14 protein-coding genes are annotated in these 16049 nt (G+C 72.4%); 7 read left to right on the top strand and 7 right to left on the bottom strand.

The features are described 5' to 3' along the window. Window positions 1-59 precede the first annotated feature (59 nt). The 3 genes from mmsA to AWH51_RS06070 all read left to right on the top strand — a co-directional run bounded on the left by mmsA (window position 60) and on the right by AWH51_RS06070 (window position 3213). The gene (gene mmsA / locus AWH51_RS06060) at window positions 60-1604 is read left to right on the top strand and encodes a multiple monosaccharide ABC transporter ATP-binding protein (protein ID WP_063071205.1); all 1545 of its coding nucleotides are present in this window, start codon (window positions 60-62) and stop codon (window positions 1602-1604) included. Further along, window positions 1601-2809 (top strand): multiple monosaccharide ABC transporter permease, encoded by a 1209-nt coding sequence (gene mmsB / locus AWH51_RS06065; RefSeq protein WP_063071206.1) that lies wholly within the window; start codon window positions 1601-1603, stop codon window positions 2807-2809. The genes mmsA and mmsB overlap by 4 nt, the downstream gene beginning before the upstream one ends. Window positions 2810-2928: 119 nt before the next feature. Beyond that, window positions 2929-3213, top strand: coding sequence for a hypothetical protein (locus AWH51_RS06070; RefSeq protein WP_063071207.1), 285 nt, complete (start codon window positions 2929-2931; stop codon window positions 3211-3213). On the opposite strand, the gene AWH51_RS06075 is transcribed toward AWH51_RS06070, so the two are convergent. The 4 genes from AWH51_RS06075 to AWH51_RS06090 form a co-directional block, all read right to left on the bottom strand. Continuing rightward, window positions 3214-4020 carry a signal peptidase I gene (locus tag AWH51_RS06075; protein ID WP_063071208.1) on the bottom strand — a complete coding sequence of 269 codons (807 nt, stop codon included), beginning with the start codon at window positions 4018-4020 and terminating at the stop codon, window positions 3214-3216. 28 nt (window positions 4021-4048) lie between these two features. Continuing rightward, window positions 4049-4960, bottom strand: coding sequence for a hypothetical protein (locus tag AWH51_RS06080; RefSeq protein WP_063071209.1), 912 nt, complete (start codon window positions 4958-4960; stop codon window positions 4049-4051). Continuing rightward, window positions 4957-5559: a TasA family protein gene (locus AWH51_RS06085; protein WP_063071210.1), complete on the bottom strand. Its 603-nt coding sequence runs from the start codon at window positions 5557-5559 to the stop codon at window positions 4957-4959. The genes AWH51_RS06080 and AWH51_RS06085 overlap by 4 nt, the downstream gene beginning before the upstream one ends. Window positions 5560-5709: 150 nt before the next feature. Further along, on the bottom strand, window positions 5710-6255 hold the full coding sequence (locus AWH51_RS06090; protein ID WP_063071211.1) for an alternate-type signal peptide domain-containing protein: 546 nt from the start codon (window positions 6253-6255) through the stop codon (window positions 5710-5712). Window positions 6256-6584: 329 nt separating this feature from the next. Here AWH51_RS06090 and AWH51_RS06095 point away from each other — a divergent pair, with 329 nt between their 5' ends. The 4 genes from AWH51_RS06095 to AWH51_RS06110 all read left to right on the top strand — a co-directional run bounded on the left by AWH51_RS06095 (window position 6585) and on the right by AWH51_RS06110 (window position 12580). Continuing rightward, window positions 6585-8240, top strand: coding sequence for a sensor histidine kinase (locus tag AWH51_RS06095; RefSeq protein ID WP_063071212.1), 1656 nt, complete (start codon window positions 6585-6587; stop codon window positions 8238-8240). A 137-nt stretch (window positions 8241-8377) separates the two neighbouring features. Then, complete coding sequence (locus tag AWH51_RS06100) at window positions 8378-10207, top strand: BCCT family transporter (protein ID WP_063071213.1); 1830 nt, start codon at window positions 8378-8380, stop codon at window positions 10205-10207. A gap of 131 nt (window positions 10208-10338) precedes the next feature. After that, window positions 10339-11355: a diacylglycerol/lipid kinase family protein gene (locus tag AWH51_RS06105; RefSeq protein ID WP_063071249.1), complete on the top strand. Its 1017-nt coding sequence runs from the start codon at window positions 10339-10341 to the stop codon at window positions 11353-11355. Window positions 11356-11401: 46 nt separating this feature from the next. After that, window positions 11402-12580 carry an AAA family ATPase gene (locus AWH51_RS06110; RefSeq protein WP_063071214.1) on the top strand — a complete coding sequence of 393 codons (1179 nt, stop codon included), beginning with the start codon at window positions 11402-11404 and terminating at the stop codon, window positions 12578-12580. Window positions 12581-12695: 115 nt separating this feature from the next. Here AWH51_RS06110 and AWH51_RS06115 read toward each other — a convergent pair whose 3' ends face one another. From AWH51_RS06115 to AWH51_RS06125, 3 genes are all read right to left on the bottom strand, one after another. Continuing rightward, window positions 12696-13793: a fatty acid desaturase family protein gene (locus tag AWH51_RS06115; protein ID WP_063071215.1), complete on the bottom strand. Its 1098-nt coding sequence runs from the start codon at window positions 13791-13793 to the stop codon at window positions 12696-12698. Between the two features lie 234 nt (window positions 13794-14027). Continuing rightward, the gene (locus AWH51_RS06120) at window positions 14028-15071 is read right to left on the bottom strand and encodes an NAD(P)-dependent alcohol dehydrogenase (protein WP_063071216.1); all 1044 of its coding nucleotides are present in this window, start codon (window positions 15069-15071) and stop codon (window positions 14028-14030) included. Window positions 15072-15121: 50 nt separating this feature from the next. Further along, the gene (locus AWH51_RS06125; RefSeq protein ID WP_063071217.1) at window positions 15122-15886 is read right to left on the bottom strand and encodes a hypothetical protein; all 765 of its coding nucleotides are present in this window, start codon (window positions 15884-15886) and stop codon (window positions 15122-15124) included. Window positions 15887-16049: the final 163 nt, after the last annotated feature.

The raw sequence follows: 16049 nt of genomic DNA on the forward strand, positions 1-16049 counted from the left end.
CACCCGGCGCCCGCCTCCCGGCGCGCGCCACCGACCCGAACGGGAACCAGGAGCCAGGAATGAACAACGTCATCCTCCAGATGACCGGCATCGTCAAGGAGTTCACCGGCGTCCGCGCGCTCGACGGCGTGGACGTCACCGTGCGCCGCGGCCAGGTGCACGCGATCTGCGGCGAGAACGGCGCGGGCAAGTCGACGCTGATGAAGGTGCTCAGCGGCGTCTACCCGCACGGCTCGTACGAGGGCACCATCACGATCGACGGCCGCGAGGTCCGGTACGGATCCATCAACGACAGCGAGCGCGACGGCGTGGTGATCATCCACCAGGAGCTCGCGCTCAGCCCCTACCTCTCCATCGCGGAGAACATCTTCCTCGGCAACGAGATGTCGCGCGGCGGGGTCATCGACTGGAACCGCACCAACCTCGAGGCGGTCCAGCTGCTGAGGCGCGTGGGGCTCGACGAGAACCCGGCGACGCGCGTGCTCGAGCTGGGCGTCGGCAAGCAGCAGCTCGTGGAGATCGCGAAGGCGCTCTCCAAGGAGGTGAAGCTGCTGATCCTCGACGAGCCGACCGCCGCGCTCAACGACGACGACTCGGCGCACCTGCTCGGCCTCATCGGCCAGCTGCGCGACCAGGGCATCACGAGCATCATCATCAGCCACAAGCTCAACGAGATCCGGGCGATCGCCGACGACGTCACCGTGATCCGCGATGGGAGGACGATCGAGTCGTTCCCGGTGACGGACTCCGACGACATCGAGACGCGCATCATCCGCGCGATGGTGGGCCGCCCGCTCGACGCGCAGTTCCCGCCGCGCGACCCGCACATCGGCGCGGAGAAGCTGCGGGTGGAGAACTGGACCGTTCACCACCCGGTGGACGTCGACCGCGTCGTCGTCGACGACGCGTCGTTCACGGTCCGCGCGGGCGAGGTCGTCGGGTTCGCCGGCCTCATGGGCGCGGGCCGCACCGAGCTCGCCATGAGCATCTTCGGGCGCTCGTACGGCACCGGCATCACCGGCCGGATCTACAAGGACGGGAAGGAGATCCGCACCCGGACCGTGAGCGAGGCGATCCGCAACGGCATCGCCTACGCGACCGAGGACCGCAAGCGCTACGGGCTGAACCTCATCGGCAGCATCACGGTGAACGTCTCGGCCGCGGCGCTCTCCAAGCTGGTGCGGCTCGGCGTCATCGACCGGCACCGCGAGTACGCGGTCGCGGACGACTACCGCAAGCGCATGAACATCAAGACGCCCGACGTCTCGGGGGTGGTCGGCAAGCTGTCCGGCGGCAACCAGCAGAAGGTCGTCCTCAGCAAGTGGATCTACTCGGGTCCCGACGTCCTCATCCTCGACGAGCCCACGCGCGGCATCGACGTGGGGGCGAAGTACGAGATCTACGGCATCATCAACCAGCTCGCGGCCGAGGGGAAGGCGGTCATCGTCATCTCCTCCGAGCTGCCGGAGCTCATCGGCCTCTCCGACCGGATCTACACGATCGCGGAGGGGCGGCTCACCGCGGAGGTCACCCGGGCCGACGCGACCCAGGAGGAGCTGATGCGGCACATGACCGCCAGCCGGAAGTCAGGAGTCGACCAGTGACCGTCATGCCCGAGCAGGCCACCTCGCCGAACGTCCCCACGCCGGACGGGGTGAAGAAGCGCCCGCGCCGGCGCATCGACCTCCGTCAGTACGGGATCCTCGCGGCGCTGGCCGTCATCATCCTGCTGTTCCAGATCCTCACCGAGGGGCGGCTGCTGTACCCGGGCAACGTCGCGAACCTCATCCAGCAGAACGCGTACGTGCTGATCCTCGCGATGGGCATGGTCATCGTGATCATCGCGGGCCACATCGACCTGTCGGTGGGCTCGGTCGTCGCGACCGTCGGCGCCGTGGCCGCGCTCAGCATGAACGAGTGGGGCCTGCCGTGGGGGACCGCGGTGGTGCTGTCGCTCGTGGTCGGCGCGCTGATCGGCGCGTGGCAGGGCTTCTGGGTGGCGTTCGTGGGGATCCCGGCGTTCATCGTCACGCTCGCGGGCATGCTCGTGTTCCGCGGTGTCGCGCTCGTGCTCCTCACGGGCGGCACGATCTCGGGCCTGCCTGCCGAGTTCAACTCCATCGGCTCCGGCAACCTGCCGACCACGGGCGCGCCCGACCTCATCACGCTCGGCATCGGCGCGCTCGTGTCGATCGCGCTCGTGGTGCAGCAGCTGCGCACCCGCGCGACGCTCCGCAAGCTCGAGCTGCCGCGCGAGCGGGCGATCTCCTTCTGGATCCGCACCGCCATCGCCGTGTTCGCGATCATGTACCTCTGCTACCTGCTGGCCTACAACCGCGGGACGCCGATCATCCTCATCATCCTGGCGACGCTCGTGCTGCTGTACTCGTTCCTCCTGACCCGGACGGTGTTCGGGCGGCACGTGTACGCGATGGGCGGCAACCTGTTCGCGGCGATGATGTCCGGCGTCAAGACGCAGTGGGTCAACTTCTTCATCTTCGTGAACATGGGCCTTCTCGCCGGGCTCGCGGGCGTCGTCAGCACGGCGCGCGCCGGATCCGCGGTGGCCTCGGCCGGCCAGAGCTTCGAGCTCGACGCCATCGCCGCGGTGTTCATCGGCGGCGCGGCCGTGCAGGGCGGCGTCGGCACGGTGGTCGGCGCGGTCATCGGCGGCCTCGTGATGGGCGTGCTCAACCAGGGCCTGTCGATCCTGTCGGTCGACGCGGCGTGGCAGCAGGTCATCAAGGGCCTGGTGCTGCTCCTCGCGGTCGCCTTCGACGTCTACAGCAAGCGGCGCTCCGGGCGCTGACCCGCGGCGTCGCGACTCTCGGCCCGGCCGATCCCCTCGCAGGGAGCGGCCGGGCCGTCGTCCGTCCGGCATGGGGAGCGATCGCCCGCCGGGACCGCTCGCACCACCAGGCTCGGCGCATGGGACACGGACCGCACGACGCGCTGTCGCGCGACGAGGTGGCGGCCCGGCTGGCCCTGGGGTGCGCGTGGCGCATCGCGTGGTGCTCCGGCGCGCATCTCCCGGAGACCCGGGGCGTCGGTTGCCCGCTCCCCGACGGCGTCCTCGAGCGGGTCCCGTCGCCGGCGAAGCTGCGGCGCGGACGCCTGCCCTCCGGACGGAACTGGATGCTGGTGGTCGAGCGTGAGGAGGCCGGCCGGCCGGTCCTCCTCTTCGACGAGGGGCCCGAGAACCGCTTCGTCTGATTAGCCGCGGTGGCGACCGCGCGGGCGCTGCGCCGCGCCGGCCGGGGCGGGCGCGTCGACGCCCGGGTGCGACGGGTCGGCGAGCGCCGCCGCGGCGACGCCCTCGGACATCGCGTCGGAGTGCACGTGGTCGCCCTCGGCCCTCACGTCGGCCGCGGCCGACGCCCGGCGCCTCCGTCGCGTCTGCACGGCCGCGACCGTGATGGTGACGCCGGAGTAGGCGAGGAGCGCGACCGCGGCGGCCGGGATGATCCAGCTGCGGGCCTGCCCGTTGACCGCCTGGTTCGCCCAGCCCACGAGCGGCACCGAGTACCAGAGCTCGCCCTGGATCTGCGCCGGCGTGACCGGCAGCGAGTCGGGCGATGCGTTGTTGTCGCCCTTGAAGGTGAAGGAGCGCGTGCCGTCGGAGGCGGAGGAGATGGCGGCGATGCGGTGCGTGATGACCGCGGGATCGCCGGACCGGATCTGGTAGGTCGCCACATCGCCCACCTCCAGCGCGTCCGTGTCGACCGGCCGCACCACGATGAGGGTGCCCGGGGGGAGGCGCGGCTCCATCGACTGCGTGAGGATCGTGAGCGGCACGGCTCCCGAGACCTTCGGCACCACGAGCAGCACGCCCGCGAGCGCGATGACGAGCAGCAGGATCCCGACGCTGACCCCCACGGCTGCCGATCGCAGCAGCCGGGGGAGAGCGCGACGCGGCGTCGTGCCCTCCTCCAGCTCGACCGGGGCCAGGTCGTCGGCGGGTCGGGCGCCGGCGACCGCGTGCCGTCCGTCGACGCGACGGCGGGGGAGGATGCGGGGCATGTGCGTGTGGTCCGTGTCGGGGCGGGGATCAGGAGCAGCGGAAGCTGCGCGCGTTGCTCTGCGTGAAGGCGACGACGGTGCCGTCGGCGACCTGGCGCACGACCTGGTTGTTCGCGTCGAGGAGGTCGACGGAGACGTGGACGGTCCCGTCGGCCGCGAGGGTGGGGGGCACCTCGGAGCCGCTGATGGACGCCTTGCCGTAGTAGCCGTTCGAGGTGGCGATGCGGGTGCCGTTGACCATCACGTTGTAGTTGGAGTCGAGGGAGGCGACCGACGTGTCCCAGCCGACGACGACGTACCAGTTGCCGTCCTGCGGGGTGCAGGCGAACCCGCCCGTGACGGCCGGGCCGGCGGCGGTCTGCGTGGCCGAGGTGGACGCGCGTCCCGTCCAGGTGCCGGAGCCGAGGACCACGCCGAGCGTGCCCGTGACGGCGGCGGATCCGCTCGTGGGGAAGCCCGACGCGGTCGTGCGCACGCACCACGTGGAGTGCGCTCCGCCGGCGAGCGTCCCGGAGATCGTGGGCGGGGCGGCCCAGGTGCCGGACACGGAGCCGGAGCCGACGGAGCTGGTGGCGGAGCAGCTCGATGCGGTGGTGCTCCATGCGACGACCTTCGTGCCGCCGGCGAGCGTGCGGTCGGCGCCCGAGGAGGCGGAGGCCGAGACGGTGCCGGTCCACGGGCTCTGGACGCTGCCCGTGTTCTTCACGACGACCGTGGCGGTGCGGCTCGGGCTGCTCGAGCTCACCGCTCCGGAGAGCTGGTCGAAGCCCGTGCTCGTGACGGACACGGTGGCGGCGTGGACGGTGGACGACGCCGTGACGCTGGAGGCCCAGAGCGCGTGGACGGCGGTGCCGCCGCTGCCCAGGAGGACGACGGTGACGCCGACCAGGAGGGCGGCGTGCAGGCGGCTGACGGGCCGACGCGTGCGAGCGCGGCTCACGGGGCGACCTGCGTGCCCGTGACGTCGAACGCGAGCTGGGCGGTGGATCCCTGCACGGACTGCGGCGCGTCCTTGTCGAGGACGACCTCGGTGCAGACGATGGAGGAGGCGCCGGGCTGGATGCGGACGAACCCGCTGGGCGTGTGCAGCGCGCCGGGACGGCCGGAGAAGGTCGTGGCGCCGTGCACGCAGTCGGCGACGGACGCGACCGGTCCGAGGCGCAGCGACAGCTCGCCGGGGAAGGCGCTGTTCGACGAGGTGCCTCGCGTGGAGATGGCCACGTCCAAGGCTACCGTGCCGGTGTTCTTCGCGGTGAAGGCGCCGACGGTGCCCTGGCCGGGGAGGAGCTGCGTCGCGTCGAGGGCGGTCTGCTGGGTGATGACGAGGCCGCTCGATCCGCTCGTGACGCTCGACGGGTGGGCGCTCGCCGCGCCGTTCCAGAGGGCGTAGCTGCCGCCGGTGGCGGCGAGGGAGGCGACGACGACGGCGGTGAGGAGGCCGGTGGTGAGCCAGGCGGCGCGGAGGGGGCTGACGCGCGAGGGGCGGGCGGAGCGACGGCCGTGGGCGGGACGCGGGGCGGATGCGCGCTTCCTGCTCATGTCGTCCTCGTTCCTGGTCGTCGTCCGGCGGTGCGGTGCTGCGGTGATGCGGGGGATGCGGTGCTGCGGGGCGCGGCCGTCGGGTACGGCCGCGCCCGGGTGGAGCCCCCTCCCCGCGGGTGACGTCACCGCGGAGAGGGGAGTCGGGGGCTAGACGGTGCGCTGCGTGAGCGTGAACGCCAGCTTGTCGAAGGAGAGCGTGCCGTTCTGGCCCGTGGTCGCGGAGGAGGGGAACGAGACCGTGAGGACCACGTTCACCTTGGAGGCGGTCGTGGAGGGCTTGACCGTGAAGGTGTTCGCGGCGGTGCCGGGGGTGATGCTCGCGTCGGTCGACGTGACGGCCAGCTTCGTGGTGACGGCCTGCTTGAGCGCGGCGTCGCCCGAGATGGACATGGGGTCGTAGGTGAGGTCGGCGGAGAGCGAGTCGCCGGTCGCGGTGACCGTGAGGGCGCTCGTGTACTGGAGGACGTTGCCGGGGACGATGCGGTACGTGGCCGGGTCGATGACCTTGCTGCCGCCGTTGGTGATGTCGGTCCAGACGCCCGCGGTGTCGGCCGAGAGGGCCAGGTTGCCCGACGAGACGCTGGAGGCGGCGACCGTGGCGTTGGCGTTCCACAGCGCGAAGCTGCCCGCGCCGCCGAGGAGGAGGACGATTCCGGCGGCACCGGCGACGGCGCTCGAGACGATCTTGTTCATGGGATGTTCCTGTTCTCGTGCGCGGCGTGCCGCGCAAGCTGTGGGGGAGGCGGCGGGTGGGTGTCCCGCCGGTCGTCTCCGGTCCGATCGGGCCGCTGTGACTGCGTCCTCGTGGTGCCGACCGGTGTTCCTTCGACGTGCTCCACTCTGACGGGCCGGCCTCAAGCCACCCGCTGGCAATGCGCAAGAGACCCCGAGCTTTGCCGCAAGCCCGGCCCGGCTTTCGCTCAAGCGGCCGGATCCCCGTGCTCGTGCGGATCCGCCGCGGGCCCCTCCGGTCTAGGCTCGGGCGACGGCGTCCTCCGACGGCGGGTACGGGAGGACAGCGCATGGTCTCTCCCGACGCGACCCGGACCGGCGGCGCCGACGTGCGCGCTCCCGGGTTCTCCCGCGCGCAGCTGCCGTTCCTCGTGAGCTGCGCCATCGTCGCGGTCATCGTCGCCGTGGTCGAGCCGCGCATCGAACGCGATCCCGGCTACCTCGGCGCCCTCGCCGCCGTGGGCATCGCGACCGTCCTCGCGGCGCTGCACCTCGTGGGGGCGCTGCCCGCGCGGCTCCTCATCGTCGTGCCGGCCATCGACCTGCTCGCGGTCGCCGTCATCCGCGACGCGACGGCCGCGTCGATCCCGTCCGCCGCCCTGCTGGTGATCTTCCCCCTCCTCTGGCTCGTGTTCGCGTTCCCGTCGGGCGGCGTGTGGGTCGCGGTCGGCGGGGCCGTGGCCATCTCGGCGCTGCCGCTCGTGCGCGACGGCGGGCTGCCGGGCACCCCGGCCGGGTGGGCCGACTTCGTGGGCACTCCCCTCCTCACCGCGCTCCTGGTCGGGGCTGCGGCGCAGGCGGCGGCCATCCAGCGCCGGTCGCGCCGCGACCTCGCGGAGGCGACGGAGACCCAGGCGCGCCTCCTCGACGAGTCCCGCGAGCAGACGGCGATGATCCGCGACGTGGCGGACGCGGTCGACGTCGGCATCGTCTTCTTCGACGCCGACGACCGCCCCGTCGTCCGCAACGCCGCCGTCCGCTCGCTGCTCGACCTCGCGGGCTACGACCACGTGACGGGCATGGCCGGCCACGTCTACGGATCCGACCGCGTCACGCCCGTCGCGCGTGACGGCCGCGTGCTCATGGAGGCCCTCTACGCCGACAAGGTGCACGGTCCCGTCTACTGGGTGGGGGAGCCGGGCAACCAGCGCGCCCTCGTCCTCTCGGTGCGCGCCATCGGCCGCCGCGACGGGCGCCTGTCGGGCACCGTGCTCGGCGCCTACGACGTGACCGACCTGGCGCAGGCCGTGCAGGTGCGCGACGAGTTCCTCGCCACCGTCTCGCACGAGCTGCGGACGCCGCTGACCTCGATCGTCGGCTACCTCGACCTGCTCGGCGAGCTGCACGATCCCGCGGAGCTCGGCATCGAGGCCGAGCTCGCGGTGATCCAGCGGAACGTCGACCAGCTCTCGACCATCATCGGATCGCTCCTCGCGGGCGCCGACCACGCTCCCGCCCTCGTGCGCGGGCCCGTCGACCTGTCCGCCCTCGTCCAGGCCGCCGTCGACGCGGCGGTCGGCCGCGCCGAGGAGCGGGGGCTCGCGCTCGCGTCCCGCATCGAGCCGGGCATCGTGGTCGACGGCGACGCCGGCCGCCTCGCGCAGGTCGTGGAGGCGCTCGTCTCCAACGCCCTCACCTACACGCCGTCGGGGCGGGTGGACGTCACGCTCGAGCGCACGGGCGCCGACGCCGCGGTCGCCGTGGCCGACACGGGCATCGGCATCAGCGAGGAGGACCAGCGCCACGTCGTCGACCGGTTCTTCCGCGCGCAGTCCGCGCGCGACGGCGCCGTCCCCGGCCTCGGGCTCGGCCTCTCGATCGCCGAGCGGACCGTCACCGCGCACGGCGGGACGCTCCGGATCGCGAGCCGGCTCGGCCACGGCACGCGCGCCGTCGCGATCCTGCCCGCGTCCCCGGGGCCGGACGCCGCGCCGACCGCCCACTAGCCCTCTCCATAGCCGATGGCAAGGTCGGATCGCGAATCGACCGATCGCGTGCCCTCCGCCTAGACTCGGCCGGTCGATCGGGGGACCCCCTCGGCCGACGCCCCACGCACCCGAGCCCACAGGAGCCCATCCCCTCCATGACCTCCACGCGCACGTCCGCAGAACGCCTCCTCGACCGTCTCGTGCCCAAGCGACGGAAGAACCCCGACGGCACCCGGCCACCTCGTCGCGACCACTCCGACCACCGCCTCCTCGAGGCCAGGTTCACCGGATCCGTCGACCTCTACGAGCCCGAGCACCCGAAGATCGACAGGCTCGTCTTCGGCGTCACGGCGGTCCTCGCGGTCGGCTTCGTCGTCTGGGGCATCGTGAGCACCGACGGCCTCGCCTCCATCTCGGGCGCGGCGCAGAGCTGGGTCATCGAGAAGACCGGCTGGCTCTTCGTGCTCGCCGCGAGCTTCTTCGTGATCTTCGTCCTGTGGCTCGCCGCCAGCCGCTACGGCCGCATCAAGCTGGGCGCCGACGACGAGAAGCCGCAGTTCAAGACGGTCTCCTGGATCGCCATGATGTTCAGTGCGGGCATGGGCATCGGCCTGATGTTCTTCGGCGCCGCCGAGCCGCTCAGCCACTTCGTCACACCGCCGCCCGGCACCACGCAGCCGGAGTCGGAGGCGGCCATCCGCACCGCCATGGCCACCGCCATGTTCCACTGGGGCCTCCACCCCTGGGCCATCTACGCGGTCGCCGGCATCGCGATCGGCTACGGCACGTTCCGCAAGGGCCGCAAGCAGCTCTTCTCCTCCATCTTCCAGCCCCTGCTCGGCACCAAGCGCACCGAGGGCTGGGCCGGACGCGTCATCGACATGCTCGCGATCTTCGCCACGCTCTTCGGCTCGGCGGCGTCGCTCGGCATCGGCGCCACGCAGATCGGCGCGGGCCTCGAGTTCAACGGCTGGGTGCCGGAGGCCACGGCCCCGCTGCTGATCGGCATCATCGTGGTGCTCACGATCGCGTTCATCTTCTCGGCCGTCTCGGGCATCGCCCGCGGCATCCAGTGGCTGTCCAACATCAACATGGTGCTGGCCGTCGTGCTCGCCGTGTTCGTGTTCGTCGTCGGCCCGACGCTCCTCATCCTCAACCTCATCCCCGCCACCCTCGGCGCGTACCTCGGCGACATGACCGAGATGGCGTCGCGCACGGCGGCCACCGGCGGCGACGAGATGAGCTCCTGGCTCGCCAGCTGGAGCGTCTTCTACTGGGCGTGGTGGATCTCGTGGACGCCGTTCGTCGGCATGTTCATCGCGCGCATCAGCCGCGGTCGCACCATCCGCGAGTTCGTGGTCGGCGTGCTCCTCGCGCCGAGCATCGTGGCCCTCATCTGGTTCTCGATCTTCGGCGGCTCGGCGATCCACGCGCAGCAGACCGACGGCGACATGACCGTCGACGGCGCCGTCGTCAGCGACAACACGCTGTTCCAGCTGCTCAACCACTACCCGCTCGCGAGCGTCAGCACCGTCCTCGTGATGGTGCTCGTCGGCATCTTCTTCGTGTCCGGCGCCGACAGCGCGTCCATCGTGATGGGGACGCTGTCCCAGCGGGGCGCGCTGCACCCGAGCCGCAAGGTCGTCGTCTTCTGGGGCGTCGTCATGGGCGCGGTCGCCGCGATCATGCTCGCCATCGGCGGGGGAGGCACGGAGGCCCTCACGGGTCTGCAGAACCTCACGGTCGTGGCCTCGCTGCCGTTCGTGCTCGTGATGCTCGTCGCCTGCTACGCGCTCTGGAAGGAGCTGCGCACGGATCCGCTCATCGTGCGCCGCCAGGTCGCGGTCGAGATGATGCGCGACGCGGTCGTGAACGGCGTGGAGCAGCACGGCGACCACTTCCAGCTGTCGCTCGACCCGGTCGATCCCGAGGAGGCCGCGACGCGCGAGCCCCTCGGCGACGAGGACGAGGCGCGTCGCTCCTGATGCCCTGTCCGTGACGACGATGCCGACCCGCGCCCCGCGCGCGGGTCGGCATCGTCGTCTGCGGGACAGCCGGCGTCCGCGGGGGCACCGCGGACCCCTCGTGCGGTCCGCGCGTCGGTAGGGTGACCATGATGACGACCTCCACCCCCGCCTCCGCTCCCGCGCCCGCCGCCACCGACGGGCCGGGCCGACGCGCCGCCGTCGTCTACAACCCCATCAAGGTCGACCTGGCGTCCCTGAAGGCCAAGGTCGCCCACGCGGCCGGCGTCGCGGGCTGGGAGGAGACCCTCTGGTTCGAGACCAGCGAGGACGACCCGGGCAAGGGCGCCGCGCAGGACGCCCTCTCGCACGACGTCGACATGGTCATCGCCGCCGGCGGTGACGGCACGGTCCGCGCGGTCGCCGAGGGGATGTCCGGATCCGGCGTCTCGCTCGGCCTCCTGCCGTCCGGCACGGGCAACCTGCTCGCGCGCAACCTCAAGCTCACGCTCAACGACGTCGACCACTCGCTCGAGGCCGCGTTCTCCGGCCACGACCGGAGGGTCGACCTCGCGGCCATCGAGATCCTGCGCGAGGACGAGAGCCGGGACAAGCACGTGTTCGTCGTGATGGCGGGCGTCGGCATCGACGCGAAGATGCTCGCCAACACCGACTCCGAGCTGAAGAAGAGGGTCGGCTGGCTCGCCTACGTCGACGCGATCTTCAAGGCCCTGCGCGACCGCGACCAGCTCCGCCTGCGCTACCGCCTCGACGGCCGCAGCACGCACCGCCGCCGCGCGCACACGCTCATCGTCGGCAACTGCGGGTCGCTGCCGGCCAACATCCTGCTGCTGCCGGACGCCGCGGTCGACGACGGCATCCTCGACGTGGTGCTCATGCGCCCCGAGGGGCTGTTCGGCTGGATCCAGATCTGGGTCAAGGTCGCGTGGGAGAACGGCGTCGTCCGCCGCACCGCCGCGGGCCGCCGCCTGATGGGCCCCGAGAAGGAGGTGCGCGCGCTCGAGTACCGCACCGCCGAGGAGGTGGTGGTCCGCCTTGAGAAGGAGGAGGACATCGAGCTCGACGGCGACCCGTTCGGTCGCGCCATCGGCTTCAAGATCCAGGTGCTGCCCGGCGGCCTCACCGTGCGCGTGCCGCGGGACTCCTGACTCGATCCCCGATGCGCCTGTCGGCGGCTCGTGGGAGGGTCGGGCCATGATCCGCACCCTCGCCGTCTCCGGCTACCGCTCCGTCCGGGACCTGGTGCTGCCGCTCACCGGGCTCGACGTCGTCACGGGTGCCAACGGCAGCGGCAAGTCCAACGTCTACCGCGCGCTCCGCCTCATCGCCGACATGGCGCAGGGCGGGGCGGTCGGCGCGCTCGCCCGCGAGGGCGGGCTCGAGGCGGTGCTGTGGGCGGGCCCCGAGGGCTTCTCGCGCGCCGTGCGCGACGGCGAGCACCCGGTGCAGGGCATGACGCGCAAGGGGCCCATCGCGCTGCGGCTGGGCTTCGCCGGGGACGAGCTGGGCTACCTCGTCGACCTCGGCATCCCGCAGCGGGATCCGCGGGCGCTTCCGGCGACCATGTTCGGCCGCGACCCCGAGATCAAGCGCGAGCTGATCTTCAACGGACCGCTCGCGCGGCACCGCTCGCTGGTGCTGGAGCGCCGCTGGCAGGACGTGCGCGTCCGCGACGAGGCCGACGGGTGGGCGCACGTGCCCGCCCTGGTGCCGCCGCACCTCAGCGTGCTCAGCGAGGTGGCCGACGCGGTCACGAGCCCCGAGGCGATGATCCTGCGGCGGCGGATGACCGGCTGGCGCTTCTACGACCACCTCCGCACCGACGCCGACGCGCCCGCCCGCCGGCCGCGCGTCGGCACGCGCACGCCCGTGCTCGCGAGCGACGGATCCGACCTCGCGGCCGCGGTGCAGACCATCCGCGAATGGGGCCGCGGGGATGCGCTCGACGCCATGGTCGACCGGGCGTTCCCCGGGTCGACCGTCGTGGTGCGCTCACAGGACGGCGTGCTCACGCTCGGCCTCCGGCAGCCCGGCATCCTGCGCGTGCTCGACGCCGCGGAGCTCTCGGACGGCACGCTCCGGATGCTCATGCTCACGGCCGCCCTGCTCACGACCGAGCCGCCCGAGCTCATGGTGCTCAACGAGCCGGAGACGAGCCTCCACCAGGATCTGCTCCCTGCCCTCGGCGAGCTCATCGCGGAGGCGTCGCGCCACGTGCAGATCCTCGTGGTGACGCATGCGCCGGGGCTGGCCGCGGCCGTGTCGGAGCACGCGGAGGCGGGGGAGCTCGTGCTGGAGAAGCCGCTCGGCGAGACGGTGCTGCGGGGCCAGGGGCTCCTCAGCTCGCCGTCGTGGGACTGGGGCAAGCGCTAGCCGCGCCTCCCGCCGACGCCGCTCCGGGCGACCCGCTCGGATACGACGACGCCTCCCGGTCGCGGCCCGGGGGGCGGCGCGAGCGGGAGGCGTCGGATGGTGCGGTGGTGCGGGATCAGCGTCCGAAGGCCGCCGATGCGGGGCAGTCGAACGGGTCGCCGCCGGCCGAGAGGCCGACGCGGTTGAGGTAGGCGATGACGATGCCGTACGAGGCCAGCAGCGTGGTCTCCGTGTACGGGATGTTGTGCGTCGCGCAGTACTCCTTCGCGATGACCTGGGCGCGCTTGAGCGCGGGCCGCGGCATGTTCGGGAAGAGGTGGTGCTCGATCTGGTAGTTGAGGCCGCCCATGTAGATGTCGGTGAGCCACGTGCTCTTGATGTTGCGGCTCGTGAGCACCTGGCGGCGGAGGAAGTCGACCTTGGAGTCCTTGGGCAGGACGGGCATGCCCTTGTGGTTCGGGGCGAACGAGGCGCCCATGTACACGCCGAAGACCGCGAGCTGCACGCCCACGAAGGCGAACGCCATGCCGACGGGCAGGAAGAAGAAGACGACGGCGAGGTACGCGATGATGCGCGTGGAGAGCATCGAGATCTCGAGCCAGCGCTTGTCGACCTTGCCGCGACCGAACACCGTGCGGAAGCCGTGGACGTGGAGGTTGAGGCCCTCGAACATGAGGATCGGGAAGAACGCGTAGCCCTGGTGGCGCGTGAACCAACCGTAGAGGCCCTTGGCGCGGGCCGCGTCCTCCTGCGTGAAGGAGATGACGTCGCGCTCGATGTCCGGGTCCTTGCCCATGACGTTCGGGTTCGCGTGGTGACGCGAGTGCTTCGTCATCCACCAGGAGTAGCTGATGCCGACGAAGAGGTTGGCGAGCGTGCGGCCCGCGATGTCGTTGGCCTTGCCGGAGGCGAACACCTGGCGGTGCGAGGCCTCGTGGGCGAGGAAGGCGAACTGGGTGAAGACGATGCCGAGGCCCGCGGCGATGAGGAGCTGGAACCAGCTGTCGCCGAGGAGGACGAAGCCGACGCCGAGGCCGGCGAGCGCGACGGTGATGCCGGCGAACATCAGGACGTAGAAGCCCACGCGGCGATTGAGGAGGCCAGCGTCGCGGACGGTGTTGAGGAGGCCCGAGTACTCGGTGGTCGGGTTGGCTCCGCCGCCGCGCTTCGGGCGGGTCAGCACGATGCGGGGTGCTGCGGTGGTGTCAGTCATGGTCAGCTCGTTCGTCCGTGGCCTCTCGGCCAGGTGGAGCGGGCCGCCTCGGCGAGCCGCTGTCGGTCGTCGTCGTGCGGGACACGACGCAGGCGCCGGGATCTGGGGCAACCAGGACTCACACTCCCATAGGGACTCGCCCGTCGCACCATGGATACTCACAGCGCGCACGGCGTGTCGCTGTCGAGGGGGGACAGGGCCCCGTCCTGCCGGGGATTACGGTCTGCTGGGCGGCTACGGGACGATGACCGCGCGGCCGCGCACGGTGCCCGCCGCGAGGGCCGCGTAGGCCTCAGGTCCGTCGTCGAGCGCGTACCGCTGCGTCTCGACCGACACCCGGCCGGAGCGCGCGAGGTCGAGCACCTCGATCAGCTCGGAGCGGCTGCCCCAGTAGGGGACGCGGATGGCGGCGTCGAAGGCCACGCGGCCGAAGCCGACCTCGACGGCGCCGCCGCCGATGCCGACGATGGTCACGTCGCCGCCGACCTCGACGACGTCGAGCGCGGTGGCCATCGTGGGGGTCGCGCCGACGAAGTCGAAGACGGCCTGGACCCCACGGCCGCCGGTGATCGCGCGGATCCCGTGGGCGGCATCGGCGTCGCTGATGACGGTGTGATGGGCGCCCACGTGGCGGGCGAGCTCCAGCTTCTCGTCGTTCACGTCGAGCGCGATGACGGTCGCGCCGCTGAGCGCTCGGAGGATCTGGATGCCGACGTGGCCGAGGCCGCCCGTGCCGATGACCACCGCGAACGTGCCGGCGCCGAGCTTCGGGAGCGACGTCTTGATCGCGTGGTACGGCGTGAGGCCGGCGTCGGTGAGGGACACGTTCTCGACGGGGTCGAGGTCGCCGAGCGGCACGAGGTGGCGCGCGTCGTCGACGATCATGTACTCGGCCATCGCACCCGGAGCACCGAGCCCGGGGGGCTGGATCCCTTCGGCCGCGGCGTTCGGGCAGTGGTTCTCGCGGCCTTCGGCGCACGCGTGGCAGCGGCCGCAGCCCCACGGGCCGTAGACGGCGACCGCGTCGCCGACGGCGAGGTGCTCGACGCCCGCGCCCAGCTCCTCGACGACGCCGGCGCCCTCGTGGCCGAGCGTGAGGGGGAGCGGGTAGCCGGCGGCGCGGTACTCCTCCTCCGAGAGGCCCATCACGTACTCGTCGGAGTGGCAGACGCCGGCGGCCGTGACGCGGAGCAGGACCTGCCCCGGCGCGGGCGACGGCTTCTCGATCTCGACGACCTCGGGGTGGGATCCGATGCGGGTGTACTGGAGCGCCTTCATGGCCACCACCGTATTCCCCGCGCGAGGGAACCGTCTGGGTGCGCGGTCCGTCAGGGGAGCCGGCTGCCGTGCGGGGGATCGACGTGCGGGGCCCGCGTGCGCTCGTCCTCGGGGAGGGCGAGCTCGGCGTCGGCGGCGTCGCGGAGGAGGGCCATGCGTCCGGCGGCGAGGGACTGCGTCCACAGCGTCGAGGCGGACATCAACAGGTAGACGGGGATGAACCAGAGCAGGGGTCCGGGGTCTCCCGAGACCGCGTACACGGGGAGCCCGACGAGCGCGGCGAGGCTGAGCATGACCGCGCCGGGCACCGGGGCGGATCCGGACGCGATGGCCCGACGGGACTCCGTGGACACCCGCTCGGCGGTGCCCGGGGCGAGGGACACGCGGCCGCGCACGTCCACGGCTCCGTCGAGGAGCGCCGCGTCGCGCCAGGCCGGATGCGTCCCGACGATCGACGGGTGGCGACGGATGGCGCGCGCGAGCCAGATGGAGAGCGGGATCGCGACCGCCGCGGCGCCGAGCACCGCACCGAGGACGATCGCCCCGGGGAGAGCGGTCCCCGGACCGTCGGCGCGGGCGAGCACGGGGTGGATCAGGAGGCCCATCGCGGCCCCCGCGAGCAGCCCGACGCCGAGCGTTACCAGGCGACGGCGCGGGGTGACGACCTCGGCGATCCAGGCGGCGATGGCGCGGGCGCCGATGCGGGCGAGCGCGCGCTTGCCGTGGCCCGGGTCGGCGGGCGTCGCGTCGTCGCGGGTGGCGGTCGCATCGGCGCCGGCATCGGCGTCGTCGGCGGTCGTGTCGTCGGCGGTCATGCGGGCCTCCCGATCCGGGCCTGTCGTCGGCCCCTCCCATCCTCCCGGGCAGACGGACCCGGGTCGTGCCGCGGGGCGTGCCCCGTCCGGGGCGCATCCCGGTCGGGGCTGCGGCCGGACGGGGGCCTGGACGCGTGTCGGAGGTGCCTGGGATGCTCGCGGC

This window comes from Clavibacter tessellarius (assembly GCF_001618005.1).
Lineage (GTDB): Bacteria > Actinomycetota > Actinomycetes > Actinomycetales > Microbacteriaceae > Clavibacter > Clavibacter tessellarius_A.

Coding starts and splice junctions, on each gene's coding strand:
- mmsA (WP_063071205.1), top strand. CDS start 60: ATGAACAACGTCATCCTCCAGATGACCGGCATCGTCAAGGAGTTCACC.
- AWH51_RS06070 (WP_063071207.1), top strand. CDS start 2,929: ATGGGACACGGACCGCACGACGCGCTGTCGCGCGACGAGGTGGCGGCC.
- AWH51_RS06075 (WP_063071208.1), bottom strand. CDS start 4,020: ATGCCCCGCATCCTCCCCCGCCGTCGCGTCGACGGACGGCACGCGGTC.
- AWH51_RS06085 (WP_063071210.1), bottom strand. CDS start 5,559: ATGAGCAGGAAGCGCGCATCCGCCCCGCGTCCCGCCCACGGCCGTCGC.
- AWH51_RS06090 (WP_063071211.1), bottom strand. CDS start 6,255: ATGAACAAGATCGTCTCGAGCGCCGTCGCCGGTGCCGCCGGAATCGTC.
- AWH51_RS06095 (WP_063071212.1), top strand. CDS start 6,585: ATGGTCTCTCCCGACGCGACCCGGACCGGCGGCGCCGACGTGCGCGCT.
- AWH51_RS06100 (WP_063071213.1), top strand. CDS start 8,378: ATGACCTCCACGCGCACGTCCGCAGAACGCCTCCTCGACCGTCTCGTG.
- AWH51_RS06105 (WP_063071249.1), top strand. CDS start 10,339: ATGACGACCTCCACCCCCGCCTCCGCTCCCGCGCCCGCCGCCACCGAC.
- AWH51_RS06110 (WP_063071214.1), top strand. CDS start 11,402: ATGATCCGCACCCTCGCCGTCTCCGGCTACCGCTCCGTCCGGGACCTG.
- AWH51_RS06115 (WP_063071215.1), bottom strand. CDS start 13,793: ATGACTGACACCACCGCAGCACCCCGCATCGTGCTGACCCGCCCGAAG.
- AWH51_RS06120 (WP_063071216.1), bottom strand. CDS start 15,071: ATGAAGGCGCTCCAGTACACCCGCATCGGATCCCACCCCGAGGTCGTC.
- AWH51_RS06125 (WP_063071217.1), bottom strand. CDS start 15,886: ATGACCGCCGACGACACGACCGCCGACGACGCCGATGCCGGCGCCGAT.